The following is a 22110-nucleotide window of genomic DNA, read 5'->3' on the forward strand; positions in this document are numbered from 1 at the left end:
TAGTCTTCATTTCTTCATCTTTTTAATAAGATGCTCGACAATATACTTTGCTGGATTTATCTTTGTAGCCTCATAAAATCCTCCCCACAGGGGAGAACCATTCACTTCAAGGATCTTGTAATCCCCACTTTCATCTTCAACAATGTCGATACCAGCGTAGTCTAACCCTAAAACTTTCATTGATTTAAGTGTGATCTCTTCAAGATCCTGATTTACAGTAATTACCTGGGTGAGAGACCCTTGAGCTACATTAGTTTTCCACGAAGATTTATTTATCCTGTAAATTCCTCCTAATATTCTGTCCCCAACTGCAAATATTCTAATATCTCTCTGCGGTTTGTTAATATATTTCTGAATGTAAATGGGCTGATTTATTGATAGTAGAGATTTTGACACCCTAAAAACTATATCAGGATCTTCAGCTCTTATTGAGCCCAAACCCAAACTACCCACAACGGGCTTTATTACTACATCCTTCCATTTCATGACAAGTCTCATAGCCTCAAATGGATCTTCAACTACAGCTGTCTCAGGAACAGGAATTCCTGCATTTTTCAGCTTAACGAGACTGTAAAATTTATCTCTAGCTACGAACATAGCATCAGGTCTATTGATCAGTGTTATCCCACTTTTTTCCATACTTCTTAGTGTATCATATCTTCTTATCAATTGTTCAGTTGATGAAATAAACCCCAGGTTTCTTATTAAACCACCATCAATTTCTAATGTATTACCAGCATAACCATATTCTACTCCGTCTTTAGTTATTATGGTATTTAGCCTCGATATTCTTAGATAGATTGCTGTGTGTCCCGCATTTTTTATTTCAAGTAATAACTGCTTAGCAGCCTCTGTAACTTTCTGAGACTCATGAATGACAGCAATATTAATATCATATCACCAAGATTTGACTCGAAAATAATGTTTTTATAGTTTTTTAATACCTGCCTCGGTAAGTAAACCCATCGAAAGTGTGTCGGGTATTGATATAGCTATCTCATTAAACTTCTCTCTGACATCCAGTTTCGAAAGAAGAGATATGTACTGAGCTGATGCGTTGTTGTATTCGCTTTTAACAAATTCCCCATACTTCTTCCCGTATAACTCATACAGTTGTTTTGCACTACCTACAAGCTCCTTAGTTTTACCACTTTCAAAATTAATACAATCAATATAATCGTCAATAAGTTGATACATGATTCCAAGGTATTTCCCCATATCTAAAAGTAAGTCTAAGTCCTTCTCCCTATCCGCTGTAAATGCAGCCAAAGCTGTGGACAACTTAAACAGACTTGATGTCTTTAGTTCAATGGTGCTCAGATATGAAGTAGCAGGACCAAACATGTCTTTGATTGCACCTACTGCAGTGTCTTTCCATAACTCTAGACTAACCTTAAGCGCATTTTCTCCATACCTAGAGATAATATTCAGTGCAGATGGAATGAGATAATTTGTTATGAAAACAACCCTCCTATTTGTGTATAAAGCCCAAGCAGATAATTTACCCCTTCTTGTGGTATCATAATCCACTATATCATCTAATGCCAGGGAGGAAGAGTGTAGTATTTCTATAGCTAAGGCGGCGTCTAGTGAATTACTCAGTTCACCACCTAAAGCTTCAGTAAAAAACATATTTAGCACTGCTCTGTATCTCTTTCCGTCTTTCAGTATGTATTTGCTAACCTCTAACATGTCAAGATCCTTGATTTGTGATAGATATTTCTGAATAACATCGTCAATGAGTTGCTTAGTTTTAATCCAATACTCTATGAAGTCCACTCTATAAACCTCCTTTAACTTCCTTAAATAAGTATGTTAGAAGGGTTAAATATATTGGCGCCAAAATTGGATCTACGTCTAATAACGTTTCTTTAACGTTTATTCCGTTACTCCGAAGCTCATTCTCCTTCCTCCTAGTAACTAAAATATCGGCGGAAGTTGTTATGAACTGAACTTCTTTTTGTTGATTAGGTATATGCTCATCGTTGTAGAGCCAAACGTTTACACTTAAGAATTTATTAATTAAATGCCTTGCTGGGGCGAATACAGGGGAGAGAATTATTTCTCTTCCCAGCTTAGTCTCCTTTATCTTTTCTTTGAGCCAATCTTCCAATGAATTTATTTCCTCAAGTTCCTTACTAATCTCTCTACTCCTCTTGTCATTAGAGAGTTCAGAAATCTTCCTTAAGAGGGAGAGGGCAATGTTGATTTCGCATAACTCGTCATTATAGTTAAAAAGTTGAATCATCCCCTTTGATTTCACGTTACTTAGACATGTTATTAGTGCCCCATGATTCTCTAGAGCCCAAGCCGTGTCTAAAAATTCTGTTATTTGATTCCTGTCATGGATAATTCCTAAGATATAGTCCCTACTATCCACATAAGGGCTCTCGAAAAAGAGAAAATCGTATAGGTTAACGAGCCTTATAGTCCTCCCTGTTAAGGAGGATAGAGCCCTATGTACCGTGTAGGCTTCCAATTCCGAGTTCTCTGAATAGACCAGACTAACATTACCAGTTAAGCTTACCTCTGGATCGTAAAATTTTACTTTATTTTTTAAAGTAAAGCTGTTTTCAGGGAGTGACAACAGCTACACTCTCTTTCATCTGGTTCTTCTGGTAATCTCTTTATAACTTCATAAAGTAATTTTCGCGCCTTCTCAGTGTTCTCAGCCATAACTTTTGTCACTTCCTCAGCGGTAACAGGTAATTCTGCAAATACATCATAGTCTGTGATCATGGCTATAGTTGAATAACACATCTGAGCCTCACATGCTAAATTAACCTCAGGAACTAGTGTCATGCCTATTATATCCGCCTTAAATACTTCCTTCCATACTCTACTCTCAGCCCTAGTGGAAAACCTAGGTCCTTCAATACAAATATATGTTCCTCTCTCATGGGTTTGAATTTTCATCTCTCTGACAATATCTAGAATTATTTTTCTTAGACTGTTACAGAAGGGATCTGCCATACTTACATGTGCCACCACAGGTCCGTCAAAAAATGTGTAGTCTCTACCCTTTGTCATATCAATAAATTGGTCCGGAATCACAAAGTCACCTGGCTTATAGTCCATTCTCAAGCTCCCTACTGCTGAGACTGATATTAGCCATTTTACTCCTAGTTCTTTGAGAGCCCATATGTTAGCTCTGTAGTTAATCTTATGCGGTGGTATCCTGTGACCCCTTCCGTGTCTAGGGAGGAAAGCCACACTCTTACCTTCCAGTTCTCCTAAAAGTATGTAGTCACTTGGTTCTCCATAGGGGGTATAGATCTTAATCTCTCTAGTGTTTTCAAGAATCTTTGGATCATATAGACCTGAACCACCTATTATTCCTATTTTTGCTTTATCTTTTGTTGTGATCATCAATCATCTCTTAAAATCACCGGGTATAAAAACCATAAAATTGATAAATCTTAACTTATAGTTGTCATGGGAGTTTAAAATTGGTAAAAATTCCTGTGAAAGTGGTAACATGGGAGGAGGTAGTGGAATGGTCCACTAAACTGGGGGATTCCATAAAGGAGGAGGGATATCAGCCGGATATTATAATTGCAATTGCCAGAGGAGGTTTAGTCCCTGCTAGGATTGTAGCTGACGTATTAGGGGTTCTAGATATGTTATCTATAAAGGTTGAACATTGGGTGGAAACAGCTTCCCAGACTCCTGAGGCAAAGGTAAAATACCCTTATAAGCTTGATCTCAAGGGCAAAAGGGTACTTTTAGTTGACGATATTGCGGACACAGGTGATAGCGTAGTTTTAGCCAAAAAGTTTGTTGAGGATAATTTTCTTCCACGAGAAGTGAAAACTGCGACTATGCAATATATTCAGTCAGTTTCAAAATATAAACCAGATTATGTGGGCATGGTGGTAACAGAATGGAAATGGTTCATGTATCCTTGGAATTACTGGGAAGACGAGATTAACCTAGTGAGGAAGATTCTGAGTAATGGAGGGTCTGATGTGAAAGACATTGAGAGAAAATTTGAAGAGAGCTATGGCATAGTGCCTCCTATACCTTTGATTAAGATAATGGACGAAATGAAGAGGAGAAAAATGATATAGACTTTTCTTTAGTATATCTTAAATCTTAGCTTACCGATTGCTCCTCCAAATGTCTTTTTAACCCATTCTCCGTCAGGTAATTCATCTCCTATAACATAAACCTTAGTTCCATAATTTTCAGCTTCTTGGCTCAACTTTTCAAGTTCGCTCCCTGGTTCTTCATACACTATAAGAGCGTCAATAGCACCTAACTGTAATGCTTTTCTAATCTCCTCTAAGCCATACACTACCATACCATCATCCTTAGCTAAATGATACTTAATCTCTTCCATAAGGTTCTCCACTTCAATATACTTCTGGTTCTTAAGAATATCTTGCGCTTTCATGATTAGCTCTTTTAACCCTGGCTCTCCTTGATCTGGAATATCAAACAGAGGTTGTAATACTAGTTTTTTAACCCTGTAATCTAGTAAATCAGATTCATATAGGTCTTTCTTTGCAAATCCTGGTCCGCCAATCAATATCCCCTTCATTTTCTTCATTTCTATATAGGGCAGGAAGTATTGGTTTACCTTTTCACCTACCTCTTTAAGGAAGTTATGGTACATTTCCTCTATTATTCTTTCAATACGTCTCTGTGACTGTCCTCCCATCATGTGTTTCCCTGGAACAAATCCCTCGAACTCATCAAGGACTTCTACCTTAGTTCCCTTAAGAACACCTATTGTAGCGTAATCTCTTTCCACTATTACTAGCCCGAAAACCTCATTCTCCTCAACCATGTCTTCTAAGAACTCCACATGGAAGAATTTGTCTGTCCTGTAGAAGAATAGCGGTACTTTCTCTGGTGGAGAGAACATAAAACACTTAAAGTCCTCATTATTAAAGTTCTCACCACAAAATATCACTAAACCATTACCATCTACCTTAGGAATTTGTGTTAGCCTATCAATAGCAGCTTGAATGGCAGTGGTTACAGCATCTCTTGTCCTTTTCAGTTTTATGTTCTGAGCTATGGAAGCTTCTTGCCTCAATAGATTAAGTATATCAGGAATGGGTCTACCTGGTGGTATGTACAACGATAATAATACTGTTGCAGGGGCACTCCATTTCTTTAATTCTCTTATTAGTGCCTTTAATTCTAATCTGTTTATCTCGTATCTGTCAAAGACTCATCCCTTATCATTTTTATCTACACCTTCATTAACTAATAAGATTGACTGAATCGTAATCGCGGAAAACATTTTTAGTACCATATTCAATAATTAATGGTAGTGCGGGGGTGCCCGAGCAAGGTCAAAGGGGGCGGACTGAGGCTCCGCTGGTGTAGGCCTGCGTGGGTTCAAGTCCCACCCCCCGCATGGTGGGGGACACCCTAAGTCCCCCATACTTTACGTAAAATTCAACTATCTTGTCTAAAGGACCAACGTAATGTTCCTTTACCTTACTGTCTTGACCCTTCTCTACAAGGTAAACATAATACTTATTCCCTCTCTGACGTATTTTATATTGCCCGGCAACGAAAGTCGTATAAGCCATATGTTAATTCAGACGTTTTTCGTCATAAAAGCTTTAGCACATGGGGCAAATACCCTAATTAATCCTAGACTTGAAAGTAAATGATAAAATTCCTCATTAGTAATATTATTTGTTTTACTAGATGTAATTATCAATAGAATTTTTATTCAACAAACTGTAGAGTTAATTCAGGCTTAACTGTAAGTATAAAAAGAGAAATGAGATAGAAAAATATATACTTAAATGAAAGACTTAGTTAGTCGAGAAAGCATTCAACGATCAGCTGTGATGAGTTTCTGTTATCAAAATTTAACAGAAAGTATACGTTTTAAAGTTTCATTTTAGCTTGGAAGAACACGAGAGACATTGTTCTTGTCATAGAGAAACGCCTAATCAAAGCAATTGCAAAACTATTGATAAACGATCCTTCGTCTTTTTTGTACAAATTGATCGCTACAAAATCCATGTCACGATATATTCGTGGAATTTTGATTGGCGTATTCGATTCATATACGACTTGTATAGAACATATGAGATGTACGTATAATGAGACTAAATGATCTGCTTACAAAAAGCGGTTTAGTATTTAGTGAGTCTTGGACTACCCAAAGAAAGCACCTATAAATTGACTAGCTTCATTTAAAATTCTAAGTTTTTCTATTAACGTAATGATAGTGAAGTGGGTTCTAACACCAGATATATTTATCGTTGTCGTTAATCTATCTCTATTAACTCTAACAGCTAGCTCCGTCATGATAACAATAATATCTCAAGTAACGCAGAGATTACAAATAGGAACTGGAATCCAACTTATCTGCAATATTATTCATCATAGCATTGCGGGTGAAACCAATAATTAAGATCCTTCTGGGTGAGGGTGGGGAAGAATGAAGTTCGTCTCTATATTCCTAATATTGCATATATTAATAGGGACTATTGCTCCAGTCCTCACGACAGGCTCCTCATTAAACCCTCCGCCAGAGTGGTTAGCGCAAGCTGTAAATACTCAGATAAATCAACTGTGGGCAAAATCCCCTACTGGACTTTACGCATTCAAGGAGGCACAAACAGCAAATAATAGTTTCTGGTTAGATGATCAAGCTAAGTTCCTACAGAGCATCGCTCCTTATTGGCAGTCGTATTCCACTTACGTTAGCCCAATATTGCAGTTTCTACAGCAAGGTGATATTAATGGATTGTTTATAAAGAGATTCGAGTATCCGAGTCTTCAGAACCTTGGCACAGATACGTGGACTAATGGGTTTGAAATCCTTAGGGGTAACCCCTTATCTGAAAACTTCTCTGTTTCAACTTATTATAATCCCACCTTACCCCTTGCGTTCCTATCGCCTATAATAATCCAGTTGCCCGATGGCGTTCTTGTTAACGTCAATCAGGACATGGAAAATATAGTTATTGACGGAGGATTTGGTGGGTCTGGGGGTCAAAATCCTCCATGGATATCTTTTAATGGTACTGTTGCAAACGGTTCTATTGTTACACTTATTAAGAGTGCAAAGACTTACCTGAACCTAACAGGACCAACATTTTTCGGGACTCCCAGCGAGAACCTTTACGTCAATTTCCCCATAATCAATCGCCTTCAATCCCCATACCCTATACAATTCATGAACGGGCTAGGAGGGCAGTATAACTACCAGCAAAAATTTGTTCCAATCAATTTCACAATCCTTGTTCAAGGACATGGATTCTTCTATTTCACATTTATTTGGGCTCCCAATGTCCATGGATATCCTGGCAATACATTATATGCATCATTCGTACCTGTTTATGTTAACTCGAATACATGGACCCAAATTACGATACCTATCTTACAACAAGAAGTTCCAGAAGTGGTAGCTACAACTCTACCAATATTTTTAGTAGGGGTAGGCTTCATTGTCTCAAGCGCCGGGACTTCAGTAAGTGGGACTTTCCCATCTAGAACTAAACCCAGCGTGGTCTATATTGCGGATTTATCAACCAATGTACCAACAACCTATAGTCCTCAATTTTCCATCACCCAAGAGGACAATTCGGTGGTATATAACGAATCTTGGAAAAGTGACTACTATGGTGTTACTTTCTGGTATGCATGGATCTTAAATGACAGCAATGCACTCATTGGTCTAGGTTATATTCCATTAGCTAACTCCACAATATATGTCCCCTTCAATCAACTCTCGACGTTAAGTACTGGTTACACGGAACTAGTTACACAGAACCAAGGACTCATTAAAAACTACCAGGACATCAGTAACGTTTCGTGGTCTTATTTCACAAACGTCAATATAGGCAAATGGATGTTGCTTTCTACTAACTATGCACCTAATTGGATCGGGGAGTTACAGCTACTGTTCGTGTTCCCAGGCGCCTCTACCAGTAGTCAGTACATCAATGTACTAGGACATTCAGCGTACGGAGGAGATCCATACCAGGTTAGAAACACGCTTTACTTTAACTCGACATTTAGTACCCCACCAGGGATGTATCAGTGGGTTCAGGTAGCCTACAGAGCGCCTAACAGTTCTTGGTACTTTACATTTGACCTTTATCCCAGCGTCGACTACATCCCAGACCCGAATAACGTCGTTAATTTACTGTTGAACGTACCAACGTACTATGAATATGCAGACTTAGGAATGAACTACTACGAGGGCGAGATAATTTACGCTTTAGCATTACTTGGGGAGTACGGGAATTCTCAGGCTTTACAAATGGCGGAACAAGCATGGAGTGCATACTATTCGTTATTACAAAAGTACAACGGACAGACTTACACATCCTCGTTAGCCCTCTTTATCTTAGCCACGGAAGTGTTATATCAGGTCACAGGAAGCCCAGAGTACTCTTCAGCTCTTGACCAATTAGGCTCATGGCTGTTACAATATCAAAATGTAAGTAGATATGCCTACTATTATTTTCCAATGTGGTACCATAAAATAAACACAGGCTTAGACGTAAATGGATTCAATAGTTACGGGCTTATTATCAATCAGAGTAGCAATATGGGAGTAGGTTATGTAATGAGCGGAACCCAAATAAGGGTGAACTTCTTTGAGGATATCCCGCTTAACACCAGCTATGCTATTTACTTGCTGGATAAGGGTACCCTCCCATTCACTTATCAAAATACGTTAAACGTCTCAGGGACCTTTACTACAACACTATGGATGAACGCGCAGACTGCAGGTACTCTAGCTAACATCACTGTAACAGTTCAGATCGCTAATAACGGTAACGTGTTGCAAACTATTGGGTCCGGCACACTGACCAATGTGCAGTTAGGAGGAGGGGCAGGCTCCCCGCCGTTCTACCCCGTAACACTCAAGTTCCCAGTGCTTACGACAATAAACGCCCCTCCTAATAGCACCCTCATAGTAGGGTTAAACATCAAGGGCACTAACACAGTATACGTATTAGTGGACTCGACGAATGGACCATCGAACGTAACTATCCCCCTCTCATGGAAGAACCCGTTCTACGGTGAGTTTACGTTACCTGAAATAGAAAATCCTAACCCTGCAGTGAAGAACTACCCACAGCCTTACTTATTGGATGCAGGAGCTCTTTCCGGATTAGCACTGGTGACTCTCTACAAAACTACTGGAAACACAACATATATGCAGAGGGCACAACTGGTAATGAACTCAATCCACTATGGACCTGTGCCAGAATCAGGGTACCAGGTGTTAGGAATAAACACTTTCCAAGCAAATAGGTTATGGGTCTATGCTAGCTACTCAACTGTCGATGCTGATGCTTATACGTACAAGAGCGAATTAACGGCAGAATTTGCTCTGGCTGTGGGCAACTATACTGTAGCCTCCCTAGCTCTCACTGATGTGTGGTGGAGGACCGTCTGCAATTACTCAGGTTTCTTAGCCTTTTACGTGGGGAACAATCAGCGATCTGACTTTCAGATAAATTCAGAGACTCAGCCTTGGGGAGTAGCTACAATTGAGTCCCTATCAGCAATTAATGATACGTTGTACCCATATTACATCTCGAATCTAGGCAACTTCAACTACATGACGAACATGCAGTGGAACGGGACTGCACTTATAATTGACATATATATGCATAGTGACAACTCTACAACACTTTACTTCCACACGATATATGATAGATTTAACATACTCGTAAACGGGCAATATGTTAAGTATGCACGATCTTTCAATGTTATCTATTTCCTCGCCAATTTAAGACAGGGACAGAATACAATAATAATAGTCCCTAATCCTTCAACAGGGAAGAACAATATGACCGGGAGTGTGATCATCTATGTCATCCCGATAGCTCTTGTAGGTATCTTTTTCTTGATATTTTGGGTATTAAGAAGGAGTAAAAAGTAGTAAGTTCTAGGCTGATTACGGTCTGTCGATAAAAAGTAAATTATAGCTTTAGCCAGTTTGTACTGCCAGTTTATACTGCAGCCCTACTCTTGTTACCTAAAATCTTCTTCTCACCAAAATACATGGCAACTAACGTAATCATTGAAAATAATGTCATTCCGCCTGCAACATAATCGCTGACTGTACCTACAACCGGGACTACTGCACCTTCTATGGACGCAATATTTATTGATGCACCTGTGTTCTTAGAGTTGAATACTTTAGGTACAACACTCGTAATGGTTATTCCAAACATTACAAGAGGTATTATTAAAATTGGGCTCCCTGTAAGGAAGAACAAAAACCCAAATATACCTGCTGATATGCCTGAAAGGGTGAACGCTACTTTGTAGTTGATCACTGAATTAACGATGTACATTGGAAGTGAGAGAACATAAGCTAATAGGAGTAGTTCCAACTCTCCCTGTCTTTCAAGTATCTGTGGTGCTAATGTTAATATAAAACTAGGTTCAAGTGTTAAGAGAAATATCATAATCGTGTACAATGATATGTGGTTATCTAGTATGATATGATCTTCAGCCTTGAATTTGAGAGTATATTTTCCTAGAAGGGCTAATGGTAAGCTTATGACTCCGACAGCATATATCGAGCGCCAATTATCTAATAAACTATAAGACGCCTGTGCAAATATCCATCCTATTGCCCATCCGCTCAATGCTAGACCAATAACTATTCTATTACCTGATCTGACAGCTTGATCTATGGACAATGAAGCTATTATTCCAAAAATAATCCCTAATGTAAATCTTAGCCACATTATAAGGATATAATTCACATTAGTTACACTTAGAAGCAAAGAAACTATCCCAAGGATTGTTAGGGAGAGTGAAAATATCATATCCGATTTTACTATGCGAATTATTCTTTGGTAGATCAAAGCCCCAATTAGCCTTCCGAGAAATGGGATGGAAACAAGTACGTAGGATAACCATGTAGGTAGAGAGAATTGATCTACAACGTAAGCTGAGGACACTATCAAATAGGCTGGTATAACGTAGCCGATTATAGAAGTAATTGCTATTTTGTATGCCTCCATTTTTCTCTTCCTAGTCTGCTTAGACATTCCTAAGAAAATTTAAATCTGTTATCGTATAAGTTTAAATCTACTTTGAAATCTTAGAAAACAAAATTACAGTAATGGTTTTTGTTAGAATCAAGTGTTTGAAGAATAATAGTCTAAAGTGAATATTTTTCAAAATTTTCCTGCTCAAATTCACGTCGATTTAAATTAGTTGTCAGATAAAAGTTGGAAAAGTCTTATAAGGTAGTGTCAAATTTTGGCATATGAATCACTTAATAGTAGTCACTTTAACTGAGGGAGAAATTGAAAATAACAAAGAAAAATTGTCCAATATATTGAAAAAGTTAAGAGTTAACGATGAGTTAATTTTGTTAAGCAAACTTGACGTTTCTTATATGTTTAAAGGGTATAAAATAGTAGAAAAAAATAAGGATGATGAAGAAGGAATATGGATTCTGAGGGTAAAAAAGAATTAATTGTAACCAATATTATCTAACTTTAATGTGAATTTACAAAAAATTATTATCAAGTGATTGAAATTCTTCTATAAATAAAGAATAACCTTGGGCGAAGGAGATATATGGTAACACTTAAGGGGTAATACTGCATGAATACAAATTCTTTTCATTTTTTCTACGATGGTTGATTCACTCTTTTGTGGCTACTTGATCCTAAAATTATATATTATTCAATTATTTACCATGGACTTTGCGTAAATATTTATCAATTTTTATGTGAGTATGGCTTAATAACTTGTTATTTCACAAATAAAAATAGACCTATATGGCAAAGAAGAAGAAGGAGCAACAGCAGTCTGGTCAACAATCAGGTGGACAAAAGAAATAATGTGAACCACCATTTTTATTTTTAACTCAAGATAATTTTTTTCTATTTCTCCTTTTTCATAAGTTATACTGCTGTTAGTACTTAGACTTAATCTAAGTTGCTGTCGTGGATAGAATTCTCTATCAGTGTGTGTTCTTTCAATTATTTTTCGATTTCGATAGATTTATATTTTAGGATATCGATTTCGATATTATGAGCGAGTTACTGGCAAGACAGAGAGGTAGATTAAGACTCCTAATTCTTTGGCTCTTATATCAGTCCCCTAAAAGAGGGATAGATATCATTGACGATATATATAAAATGAGTTGGGGTATGTGGAGACCATCTCCCGGTTCTGTCTATCCATTATTGAATAAGCTTCTGGAGGAAGGAGCGGTAAGAAAAGAAGGTGGGGATAAATATCAGATAACAGATAAAGGTATAAAGGAAATAGAGCATTTCATACTTGTTAGAAACAGAAGTAAAACTGAGGATGCTGTTGAGGAACTACGAGGTTTACTTGATTTCTTTAAGGAAATAAATAGGGAGGAGTTGGCGCTCCATAAGGAGAATATTCTAGATATACTAAAGAAAATAGAAGAGGTGGTAAGAAACGCGTGAGAACATAATTGAAGCGATCGACTTAACCAAAAGGTTTGGAAAATTCACCGCAGTAGACCATGTTAGCTTTAAGGTTGTTGAGGGAGAAATATTTGGTTTTTTAGGACCTAACGGCGCTGGCAAGTCTACTACAGTAAAGATGCTTACCACTGTCCTTAAGCCCTCAGAAGGCACTGGAATAGTAAATGGGTATGATATCGTTAAACAGCCTTCATTGGTGAGGAGATCTATAGGAGTTGTACCTCAAGAGTTCACAGCTGATGAAGATTTGACAGGTTGGGAGAATATCATGATGATGGCTGGTTTATACGGTATTCCAAAGGACGTAGCGAATGAGAGAGGTAAGGAATTATTGGAACTAGTTGAACTTACCAACGCTGCCAATAGAAAAGTTGAGACTTACTCAGGAGGAATGAGGAGGAGATTAGAGATAGCCATGTCACTAATTAGTAGACCTAAAATCCTATTTTTAGATGAGCCTACAATCGGTTTAGATGCCCAAACAAGGGTATCTATTTGGAAGTACATTCTAGAACTTAAAAAAGAACAAGGTATGACGATATTTGTTACCACCCACTATTTAGAGGAAGCTGACAATTACGCTGACAGGATAGCCATTATTGATCACGGAAAAATTGTAGCAATTGGAAGTCCTAAAGAGCTCAAGGACAAAATAGGCGGTGATATCATCAGTCTAAGTACAAGTAATAATGAGTTAGCCCAGCAGTATATAAAAGTGGTTGAGGGCGTAAAGGAGCTGAAAGTCATGGATGGTATGATAAGGGTAAAGGTGGAAAGAGGAGAGGAGATAGCACCTAAAATTATGGAGGAGTTAATAAAGAAAGGAATAAAGGTCGGTAAATTATACATTACTGAACCAACTTTAGATGAGGTCTATATGGAATATACTGGGAGGAAAATGAGAGATCAAGAAGCAGGTGAAGGAGAGATGTTTGCGTTAAGAAGAACTTTAAGGAGGGCGAGAGGATGAAGACACTAGAACGTAATGAAGAAAGGGTAAACATGTCTCCATTGCACGGTCTATTCACCTTATTAAACAGAGAACTGAAAAAGTGGTATAAGGACATTGTAGTCTTGTTGTTATCTATAATACAACCCATCCTCTGGATAGGACTATTTGGGAAAGCTATGAACCTAGCCAACATATTTAGCGGTACTTCATTCAATATCCCTGGCTTAGATATTCCTAAGCAAGTTCTAGACCAAATTGCTCAACAGGCGTTAGCGCAGACATTTGGAACATCAGATTACTTTTCATTTTTAGCTGCGGGCATGTTATCTTTCATTGCCCTATTCACCTCAATGCAAAGTGGTATGTCTATAGTGTGGGATAGGAGATTGGGTGTTTTAGATAGGTTGCTAACTACTCCTGTTTCAAGAGCCAATATATTGATGGCTAAGGTATTTTCATCGGTTATTAGGTCTTTAGTTCAGTCAAGTATAGTACTAGCTATCGCAGTCCTATTGGGCATGAGTTTCAGAGTGGGTATCTCGCCTTTAGACTTTCTAGGGTCTTATGCTGCATTATTTCTAATGTCATTTGGTTTATCGTCTTTGTTTATGATGGTGGCAATAAGGGCTACAACGTGGCAGTCTCAAATGGCTATAATGAACCTTCTCAATTTACCCCTACTGTTTACTAGTAACGCTTTCTACCCTGTCGATTCTATGCCCTGGTGGTTAAAACCTGTTGCTGAGGTCAACCCACTGACACACTCAAACTCCATAATAAGGAATTTACTATTAGGCGTTCCAGGGAATTTAGCTATCGACTTCATATATTTAGTAGTATTTGCATTAATACTTTCGATTATAGGAATAACCCTATCCTGGAAATACCTAAGTTCATGATGAGCTTGACCGGGAATGAATGGTGATGTAAAGGCACGTGTGCTGATTTTTTAAACTTTCTAACCCTATCTATGATTATGTATGTAGGCAAGCCTGTCAAGAGAATCGAAGATGTGAGGTTAATAACAGGAAAAGGTTCCTATGTTGATGATATACAAATACCTGGAACACACTTTGTGGCTTTTTTAAGAAGTCAATATCCTCATGCGAAAATTAAGTTGAAAAAGACTGATGGTGTCTTTACTGGTAATGAGATTAATCCTGGAAAAGATTTTCCAATCGCAACAGAAGAGGTAACTTATGTAGGTCAGCCCATTGCAATGGTTATAGCTAAGGACAGATATGAGGCATATGACCTACTGGAAAACATTGAAGTGGAATATGAGCCATTAGACTTTGTAACAGATCCTGAAGTTGCCTTAAAGGATGAGATAAAAGTTTACAGCAAAAGTCAGAGCAACATAGTTTACAGGGAGGTATTCAAAGGGGGAGATGTGGAGAAAATCTTCAATAGTGCCTACAAGGTAATTAAGGGCAAACTCTACAACCAACGTATAGTCGCATCTCCTCTTGAGACTAGGGGCGCATTAGCCTTCTATGACGGAGGTAAGTTGACTTTTTACTCCTCAACACAATCTGCTCACTATTTGAGGAGGAATTTAGCAGAGTTTCTTGGCTTTCAGGATATTCGTGTGATTCAACCTGATGTGGGAGGAGCATTTGGAAGTAAGATAATAGCTCATCCTGAGGAATACGCATTAGCTAAGTTGTCGATACTAACTAGAAAACCGCTAAAGTGGATACCGACAAGAACAGAGGAGTTTCTGTCTGCGGGTCATGGAAGGGACAAATTCTTGGAGTTCGAGACAGCAGTAGACAGAGAGGGTAATGTATTAGGAATTAGAGGAAGACTAGTGGGTAATTTGGGCGCACCCTATCCAGATGCGAATGATGATGAGTTGGGAAATGTTCAAAGTGCAACAAAAATGTTACCAGGCATATACAAGATAAAGGGTATTGAGATCGAAGCCATAGCAGTAAATACCAATGTTCCTCCCACTCAGTCATATAGGGGTGCAGGGAGACCAGAGGCGACATACTTTATTGAGAGAATAATGAATATAGTGGCAGATGAACTAGGAATTGACCAATATGAGATAAGAGTGAAAAATGCTATTGATTCATTACCTTACACAAATCCGTTGGGTATAAAGTATGACTCAGGAAATGTGAAGGGATTACTTGAATATGGTAGAAAGTTCTATGAAAGCCTAAAATCCCAGGGTTGTGTGGGAGTCTCTTCATATACTGAAATTTCAGGTTTTGGACCTTGGGAGACGGCAAGAATATTCATAAAATATGACGGAAAAATAACTTTAGTCACAGGTACAGGTCCCCACGGTCAAGGTGATGCGACGGCATTTGCTCAAATTGCCGCAGATATTCTCGAGATACCAATAGAAAATATTGAGGTGAGATGGGGAGACACTGAAATTATTGAGGACGGTATTGGAACATGGGGCAGTAGGACAGTTACCATAGGCGGATCTGCAGTAGTTTTAGCAACTCAGCAATTAAAGAAGAAATTAATTGAGGTTGGTGCTAAGTTACTAAAAGCTGATGTAGAGGAGGTTGAGTACAAACAAGGAAAGGTTATTCATAAGAAGACTGGAGAATCAGTGGACTTGAACAGGATAGCGCGCAAGGCTTTTTCCTTTGGGGAGAGCCTTGACGTGACTAGTGTATATAAAGTCGATCTACCACCTACTACCCCATACGGCGTTCATTTAGCTTTAGTAGACGTTGACGAGACAGGGAAGGTTGTCGTTAAAAAGTATGTTGCAATTGATGACGTGGGTGTAGTTATCAATCCTTTGTTGGCTGAAGGTCAGGTAATAGGAGGTGCTCTTCAGGGATTATCGCAAGGACTACTAGAGGGTACTGTCTTTAATGATCAAGGTCAACTACTCACTTCTAATTTCCAGGACTATGCTATACCTACTGCTGTTGAGTCTCCGGATGTGGAATGGCACAATGTAATATATGGAAAATCGTCTCATCCCACAGGAAGTAAAGGTATAGGTGAGGCTGGTGCTATAGCAGCTACACCTGCTGTGATTAACGCAGTAGAGCAATGTGTGAAGAAGAGGATTTTGAAGATGCCTGTAAGATTTGAGGATCTGGTGAGTTGAATTGAATAGACATCTTCTTTCTGATAAAGATAAAAGGGATTTTTTATCAAAAGTTAAACAAAAATATAATATTGAGTTAGAGGGTCAGATAGAGGTAGGAAAGGAAAAGAAAGAGTTGTATTACTTTGTGAATGGTCTACTCTCATTCTTCTCAGAAGAAATCATTCCCACTTTATGTTTTGTTCAAAAGTATAAACTCGATTTACCATATGTTGTAGTCGATGAGGGGGCTGTTAAGAGAGTGACAGACGGCGCGGATTTATTTGTACCAGGCATAGTAAGTTATAATTGTGAATGTAAAGAAGGGGACGTGGTCTTAGTTAAGACAAAAACCAACTTACCAATAGCTATAATAAAAGTCATTCTTAATAAAGATAAAGCTATTCAAGATAAAAAAGGTAAGTTTGGTGTAAATTTGCACTACGTGTCTGATAATATATGGGAGATGTGCAATGCTGGGCGTGGTAATCCCAACTTACAACGAAGCTGAAAACATTCGTGAGTTAATTCCCAGAATTAAGGAGGTAGACAAGGACATAAATATAATAATAGTTGACGATAATAGTCCTGATAACACTTCCGGAATAGCAAAGCAGTTAGGGGCAATAGTTTTCGTCAGAAAGGATGAGAGAGGTATAGGGAGTGCCCTGAAATTTGGTTTAGAGCAAGGGGTTAAGATGGGTTTTAAGAGACTAATAACAATGGATGCAGATTTGAGTCATGACCCTAAGTATATACCGGCTCTAATATCTAAAGATGCTGACCTGGTAATAGGTTCCCGATATGTAAAGGGAGGGGCTATTGAGAACTGGCCTCTACAAAGGAGACTAATCAGTTCAGGGGCAAATTCGATAGCGAGACTTCTGCTTAGATTTAATGTGAGAGACGCAACATCTGGGTATAGAGCTTACACTCCTAGAGCCGTTGAGGCAATATCTCCTTGCAAGAGCGCAGACGGCTATGAGTTTCAAATATGTTCTGTTTATCATATATTTAAATCAAGGTTACAAATTGCTGAGGTTCCAATAAGTTTTCATGATAGGGAGAGGGGGAAAAGTAAATTGGATTCTCAAAAAATTTTCAAGTGGTTTACTTATGTCCTTAAACTTTCACTTTCTTAGTCCCTCTAAATCTACTCAGTTCTTCTTTAAGGAATTCCACCTCTTTCTTTAGAGCTTCAATTTCAGCTGTGTGGGTCTCAACGGTCTTCTTAAGATCAGTAATGTTCTCTGGGTTTTCTCTCTTCAATATCATGTTCTCGTTTTCATCCATTTCAATATATCCCAACCGGTAAAGTTCCCTTGCGTACCCTTTTGCAGTCTTTGGTGAAATTTTCAGTTGTAGTGCTAAATCCCTTATGTTGACGCTACCTCCCTTTTCTTTGAGTATTGAAATTATGTCCTGCAATCTTGGGGTAAGTTCCATATGTACTGTCTTTTTAGAAAATTTGCTTTTAAGCCATAAGGCATAATTTATAGGGGAGAAGTTGGCTATATTATTGCGAGAAGTTGACGTAGAGAAGCTAGTGAACTTCAAAGATATATATGATTCGCTAGAAAGGGCTTTTAAATACTTATCTAACAAGAACGCCTCTAACACGAAAAGGATTAGGACTATATTTCATGGCAGTGTTATGACTTATCAGGCTGGAGCTTTTGACAATTACCTTGGATTCAAAGTATTTGTAAAGGGCACATATTTAGGCGTATTATATAGTTTAGACGGCGATATTGTCCTTGTTGTAGAGGCAGACCTCTTGAGTAGGATTAGAACTGGAATACTTTCAGTTTTAGTCAGTGACTATTTAGCAAAGAAAAATTACACTTCAGTTGGTATTATTGGTCTAGGTAAACAGGGAGAATTTCAGGTAAAGTCGTTTAATGAACTGAAGAAAGGGGTTACGATTAGGGCAATCAGTAAGGAGAAAACTGATAAAAACATTAAGAGGCTACAATCACAAGGGTTAAACGTTATTCCAGCAAAGGACTATAAGGAATTATGCTCCACATCAGAGGTTATTGTGACTATTACCAGCTCTAAAGATCCCTTCTTGAAACTTGAATTCTTAAACCACGGTACCCATATCAACGCTTTAGGTTCAAATCTCCCTGAAAGGGCGGAACTCTTTCCCGAAGTCATAAAAGCTTCATCATTAATTGCGGTGGAGGATTTAGAACAGGCTAAAGAGGAGGCAGGGGATCTAATATTAGCTGAGAAGATGAAAATGCTCGATTGGAATAAGGTGGTTTTAATTTCAGACGTGATCAACGGAAAAGTGGGTAGAAAAAGTGATGACGAGATAACAATTTTCAAATCTACTGGAATTGGACTTGAAGATGTAGCTACTATGAAATTACTTTATGAAAAAGCAAAGAAATATGGGTTAGGAGTTGAAATAGATCTTAGGGGAAAATGGTCTCAAGAATTGGAAAGGAAATAGAATTATCACCTGTAGAGATGGGTTCGCAAATAGCAAAGAAAGTTGAGATAAATTTAGCCAGCGGAACTCCAGACCCTAGGTTAATGCCCATTAAGGAGATAAGGCAAGCTTATGACGAAGTTTTAGAGGAATTTGGGTCCAAAGTCTTATTTTACCCTGGTGCAGGAGGTCAAGAAGAGCTAAAAAAGGAAATAGAAAACAATTTTCTCCCATATATTGACTCAGGTATCAAGGGAAATGTTGTAGTTACCAGTGGAGCGCAACATGCAGTTGAGTTGTTAGCTAAATATTTTCTTGAGGACGATACCATAGCAGTGGAAAATCCTACATTCATAGAGACGTTCACCCCATTAAAGTTGAGAAGTAACGTAGTCTTACCAGTATCCCTAGACGAGGGTGGAATCAAGATTGACGAATTAGAACTCTTATTAAAAGTGGGTAAGATAAGGCTACTGTACGTTATCCCTAATTGCCACAATCCTGCTGGTGTAACTATGTGTGAGGAAAGGAGAAAGATCTTAGTGGAATTAGCTGATAAATACGATTTCTGCATACTGGAGGACGATCCATATAAGCCCATTGCGGGCGTGACTCCTATGACTATTAAGAGTTTAGATAGAAACGGAAGAGTGATATACATAAGCTCTTTTAGTAAGATCATAGCACCAGGTTTAAGGGTAGGGTTTATAGTATCGTCCTCTGAGGAAGTGAGTAATAAGATCTCCTTAATAGAGCAAATGGACTTCTCCACATCTACAATTAATCAGTTTGTTATAGCCAGATTACTGAAGAAAGGTATTGTAAGGGAGAGAATGAAAAATCTTCACTCTTATTATAAGGAGAAGATGAAAACTCTCATAGACTCCTTACACGATAAAGGTTTTAAGGACTTCAATGAACCACAATGCGGATTTTTCCTACTGCTAGACTTGAAAAAGGACAGTTGGAAAGTCTTCAATGAAGCAGTGAAACTAGGTTTAAGCTTTGTTCCTGCAAAGCCCTTTTACCTTAGAGGGGGTGAAACTATGGCTAGACTCAGCATTTCTGTGGCTACTGAGGAACAGATAAAGGAAGGTGTTAAAAGACTAAGAGACGCATGGATTAGAGTGTGAAAATATTTTTATCAAGTTTGTTCATTGATATTCCCTTATCGTTAACAAACACCATATCTTCTATTCTTATTCCAAATTTTCCAGGCAAATATATTCCGGGCTCAATGGTGAATGTCATGTTATTCTTGATCGGTCTCTTATAGTCTGACGAAATATATGGGTCTTCATGTACATCAATACCTATTCCATGTCCAGTTCTATGTATAAAATAAGCCCCAAAGCCGTACTTAGAAATAGTCTGTCTGGCTATCTTATCTACTTCTGAAGTCTCAACTTTTTCACTTACATACTCTTCAGCTCTCTCCTGTGCTTCCCTAACTATTTCATGGATTTTTAACACATCCTCATTCGGCTTTCCTATACTCACTACTCTTGTGGTATCGGTCGCATACCCCTTATATCTAATCCCAAAATCAAATATTATCACTTCATTCCTAGCGACCTTTCTATTTGTCGCTCTTAGATGAGGCATCGACGTATTAGGACCAGAGGTTATAATTGGCTCAAAAGACGGTTTTACACCTCTCTCTGAAAATTTCTGAATTAACAAGTTGGAGATCTCAACTTCCTTCATCCCCTCTCTAATTAAGTTAATTGTCTCTAAGAACGCCTCCTCGGCTATCTTTACACCCTCCCTTAGTATCTCTATTTCCTCTTGGCTCTTTATCATTCTTATTTCTTTCAAAACTTCACTAGATTTAACCAGTTGTGATGGCGAGAAATAGTTTAGGATATCTATTGTGAAAGAGGACCACATTGTGTCATCGATAGCTACAACTCTACCCTTTTGTATAGGGATCTTCTTAAAGGGATTCTCTCCGTCAGTGTAAACTATCAAATTATGGTTGCTTAATTGCTCCTCATATAACTTAGGTACAACAAAGAACTCCTCATTTTGTGTCACAATGTAGAATAGAGGTCTCTCCATTTGCTCCTCATCGAAGCCCGTTAAATACAACATGTTACTACCTGGGGCAAGTATAAGATAGTCTATATTTCTAGCTCTTAGCTCTTCCTTGACCCGCTCTAATTTGCTCCTCATAGAAATTTTATATTGAACAAGAGTATATAAATGGTTACATCATGATATCACTCATTTATGATGAAACATATTTAAAGCATAGATCATCAACGTATCATGTCGAGAACCCTGAAAGACTAAAAATAGTTCTTAAGGCATTAGAGGGTAGGACAATCATTAAACCTAAACCAGTTGATGAGGAAGATGTAAAACTAATCCATAATGAGGATTATGTTAAGCTGGTAAAAGTGGCATCACAAATGGGAGAGCCATTAGACGCTGATACGTACACCAATGAGTTTACGTGGTCTTCAGCGTTATTGGCATTAGGTGGCTCTTATGTTGCATTTCAGAACGACGCATTTGCTTTGGTAAGACCTCCTGGTCATCACGCAGGTATATCAGGGAGAGCTATGGGAGCACCTACATTAGGTTTCTGCATATTTAACAACGTTGCATATCCGATTGTAAAACTGAAATTGAAGAAGGTTTTAATTATAGATTTTGACGTTCATTACGGTAATGGTACCCAGGAAATATTTTGGGAAAATCCAGATGTAGTCCACATTGACATTCATCAAGATCCTAGAACATTGTACCCTGGTACGGGTTTTCCCGATATGATTGGAGGGGGAGAGGCTAGGGGAACTAAAATAAACCTCATTATTCCTCCTTTAGGTGGTGACGATCTTTATGAGGAACTAATTCCAATTATACAATCAGTTATCGATGACTACAAACCCAGTTACATCGTGTATTCTGCAGGTTTTGATGGATTTGAAGATGACGGTTTAGCAAATTTAAGGGCAACAGAATGGACTTATTACAACCTTGGGCTCTTGAGTAGAGGATATAAAAGATTTGCAGTGTTAGAAGGTGGATATACCGTAGGGCTCGAGAGAGGTTCAAGAGCTTTTGTAAATGGTCTTGAGAACGAAAACGTTACTTACCAGAAGAATCCTAGCAGTGATTCAGTAAGGAGTAAATTTAGGGATACTTTGTACCAAGCAAGAAGGATACTAAGAGATTACTGGAAAATATAAATTCTAATTAAAGGATAATT

21 protein-coding genes, 1 tRNA gene and 1 pseudogene are annotated in these 22110 nt (G+C 38.2%); 14 read left to right on the top strand and 9 right to left on the bottom strand.

The annotated features are described in order from the left end of the window. Positions 1-6 precede the first annotated feature (6 nt). Genes SACI_RS04745 through SACI_RS04760 form a run of 4 tightly spaced genes read right to left on the bottom strand, consistent with a single transcriptional unit; the run spans position 7 to position 3369 of the window. Complete coding sequence (locus SACI_RS04745; protein ID WP_306308643.1) at positions 7-891, bottom strand: RimK family alpha-L-glutamate ligase; 885 nt, start codon at positions 889-891, stop codon at positions 7-9. Positions 892-927: 36 nt separating this feature from the next. Further along, positions 928-1779 carry a hexaprenyl pyrophosphate synthase gene (gene gdS-2 / locus SACI_RS04750; RefSeq protein ID WP_011277857.1) on the bottom strand — a complete coding sequence of 284 codons (852 nt, stop codon included), beginning with the start codon at positions 1777-1779 and terminating at the stop codon, positions 928-930. A gap of 1 nt (position 1780) precedes the next feature. Then, complete coding sequence (locus SACI_RS04755) at positions 1781-2587, bottom strand: hypothetical protein (protein ID WP_011277858.1); 807 nt, start codon at positions 2585-2587, stop codon at positions 1781-1783. Continuing rightward, a complete protein-coding gene (locus SACI_RS04760) occupies positions 2557-3369 on the bottom strand; it encodes an S-methyl-5'-thioadenosine phosphorylase (RefSeq protein WP_011277859.1) in 813 nt (270 codons plus the stop codon). The genes SACI_RS04755 and SACI_RS04760 overlap by 31 nt, the downstream gene beginning before the upstream one ends. 80 nt (positions 3370-3449) lie before the next feature. Here SACI_RS04760 and SACI_RS04765 point away from each other — a divergent pair, with 80 nt between their 5' ends. Beyond that, the gene (locus SACI_RS04765) at positions 3450-4070 is read left to right on the top strand and encodes a phosphoribosyltransferase (protein ID WP_011277860.1); all 621 of its coding nucleotides are present in this window, start codon (positions 3450-3452) and stop codon (positions 4068-4070) included. Positions 4071-4078: 8 nt separating this feature from the next. Here SACI_RS04765 and prf1 read toward each other — a convergent pair whose 3' ends face one another. Then, positions 4079-5164 (bottom strand): peptide chain release factor aRF-1, encoded by a 1086-nt coding sequence (gene prf1, locus SACI_RS04770; RefSeq protein ID WP_080504010.1) that lies wholly within the window; start codon positions 5162-5164, stop codon positions 4079-4081. A 122-nt stretch (positions 5165-5286) separates the two neighbouring features. Here prf1 and SACI_RS04775 point away from each other — a divergent pair. Beyond that, positions 5287-5371, top strand: a tRNA-Leu gene (locus tag SACI_RS04775). A gap of 34 nt (positions 5372-5405) precedes the next feature. On the opposite strand, the pseudogene SACI_RS11630 reads toward SACI_RS04775, so the two are convergent. Beyond that, positions 5406-5549, bottom strand: a pseudogene (locus SACI_RS11630) (putative integrase); the annotation flags it as partial. 647 nt (positions 5550-6196) lie between these two features. Here SACI_RS11630 and SACI_RS11975 point away from each other — a divergent pair. Continuing rightward, entirely contained in the window at positions 6197-6388 is a 192-nt protein-coding gene (locus tag SACI_RS11975; RefSeq protein WP_048054391.1) for a hypothetical protein, read from the top strand. Positions 6389-6415: 27 nt separating this feature from the next. Then, positions 6416-9883, top strand: a complete 3468-nt coding sequence (locus SACI_RS04785; protein ID WP_011277862.1) for a hypothetical protein — start codon at positions 6416-6418, stop codon at positions 9881-9883. 70 nt (positions 9884-9953) lie between these two features. On the opposite strand, the gene SACI_RS04790 is transcribed toward SACI_RS04785, so the two are convergent. Then, positions 9954-11006 carry a hypothetical protein gene (locus tag SACI_RS04790; RefSeq protein WP_011277863.1) on the bottom strand — a complete coding sequence of 351 codons (1053 nt, stop codon included), beginning with the start codon at positions 11004-11006 and terminating at the stop codon, positions 9954-9956. Between the two features lie 221 nt (positions 11007-11227). Between SACI_RS04790 and SACI_RS04795 the strand changes: the two genes are divergently transcribed. The 7 genes from SACI_RS04795 (at position 11228) to SACI_RS04825 (ending at position 17595) form a co-directional block, all read left to right on the top strand. Beyond that, on the top strand, positions 11228-11440 hold the full coding sequence (locus SACI_RS04795) for a hypothetical protein (RefSeq protein ID WP_011277864.1): 213 nt from the start codon (positions 11228-11230) through the stop codon (positions 11438-11440). Between the two features lie 562 nt (positions 11441-12002). Further along, the gene (locus SACI_RS04800; protein ID WP_011277865.1) at positions 12003-12410 is read left to right on the top strand and encodes a PadR family transcriptional regulator; all 408 of its coding nucleotides are present in this window, start codon (positions 12003-12005) and stop codon (positions 12408-12410) included. A gap of 4 nt (positions 12411-12414) precedes the next feature. Further along, positions 12415-13401, top strand: a complete 987-nt coding sequence (locus tag SACI_RS04805) for an ATP-binding cassette domain-containing protein (RefSeq protein ID WP_080504011.1) — start codon at positions 12415-12417, stop codon at positions 13399-13401. Continuing rightward, positions 13398-14282: an ABC transporter permease gene (locus tag SACI_RS04810; RefSeq protein WP_015385531.1), complete on the top strand. Its 885-nt coding sequence runs from the start codon at positions 13398-13400 to the stop codon at positions 14280-14282. The genes SACI_RS04805 and SACI_RS04810 overlap by 4 nt, the downstream gene beginning before the upstream one ends. A gap of 77 nt (positions 14283-14359) precedes the next feature. Next, positions 14360-16474 (top strand): xanthine dehydrogenase family protein molybdopterin-binding subunit, encoded by a 2115-nt coding sequence (locus tag SACI_RS04815; RefSeq protein WP_011277868.1) that lies wholly within the window; start codon positions 14360-14362, stop codon positions 16472-16474. A 1-nt stretch (position 16475) separates the two neighbouring features. Further along, entirely contained in the window at positions 16476-16964 is a 489-nt protein-coding gene (locus SACI_RS04820; RefSeq protein ID WP_011277869.1) for an RNA-binding protein, read from the top strand. Next, positions 16927-17595, top strand: coding sequence for a polyprenol monophosphomannose synthase (locus SACI_RS04825; RefSeq protein ID WP_011277870.1), 669 nt, complete (start codon positions 16927-16929; stop codon positions 17593-17595). Before SACI_RS04820 ends, SACI_RS04825 begins: the two co-directional genes overlap by 38 nt. Here SACI_RS04825 and SACI_RS04830 read toward each other — a convergent pair. Then, on the bottom strand, positions 17576-17899 hold the full coding sequence (locus SACI_RS04830; RefSeq protein ID WP_011277871.1) for a winged helix-turn-helix transcriptional regulator: 324 nt from the start codon (positions 17897-17899) through the stop codon (positions 17576-17578). The two genes, SACI_RS04825 and SACI_RS04830, sit on opposite strands and share 20 nt — an antisense overlap. A 61-nt stretch (positions 17900-17960) precedes the next feature. Here SACI_RS04830 and SACI_RS04835 point away from each other — a divergent pair, with 61 nt between their 5' ends. Both SACI_RS04835 and SACI_RS04840 read left to right on the top strand, forming a co-directional pair. Continuing rightward, positions 17961-18914, top strand: a complete 954-nt coding sequence (locus SACI_RS04835) for an ornithine cyclodeaminase family protein (protein WP_011277872.1) — start codon at positions 17961-17963, stop codon at positions 18912-18914. Beyond that, positions 18887-20026: a PLP-dependent aminotransferase family protein gene (locus SACI_RS04840; protein WP_011277873.1), complete on the top strand. Its 1140-nt coding sequence runs from the start codon at positions 18887-18889 to the stop codon at positions 20024-20026. Before SACI_RS04835 ends, SACI_RS04840 begins: the two co-directional genes overlap by 28 nt. On the opposite strand, the gene SACI_RS04845 is transcribed toward SACI_RS04840, so the two are convergent. Then, the gene (locus SACI_RS04845; RefSeq protein WP_011277874.1) at positions 20016-21068 is read right to left on the bottom strand and encodes a M24 family metallopeptidase; all 1053 of its coding nucleotides are present in this window, start codon (positions 21066-21068) and stop codon (positions 20016-20018) included. The genes SACI_RS04840 and SACI_RS04845 overlap by 11 nt on opposite strands. 41 nt (positions 21069-21109) lie before the next feature. Here SACI_RS04845 and SACI_RS04850 point away from each other — a divergent pair, with 41 nt between their 5' ends. Continuing rightward, positions 21110-22090: a histone deacetylase family protein gene (locus SACI_RS04850; RefSeq protein ID WP_011277875.1), complete on the top strand. Its 981-nt coding sequence runs from the start codon at positions 21110-21112 to the stop codon at positions 22088-22090. The last annotated feature ends 20 nt before the right edge of the window (positions 22091-22110 follow it).

This window comes from Sulfolobus acidocaldarius DSM 639 (assembly GCF_000012285.1).
Taxonomy (GTDB): domain Archaea; phylum Thermoproteota; class Thermoprotei_A; order Sulfolobales; family Sulfolobaceae; genus Sulfolobus; species Sulfolobus acidocaldarius.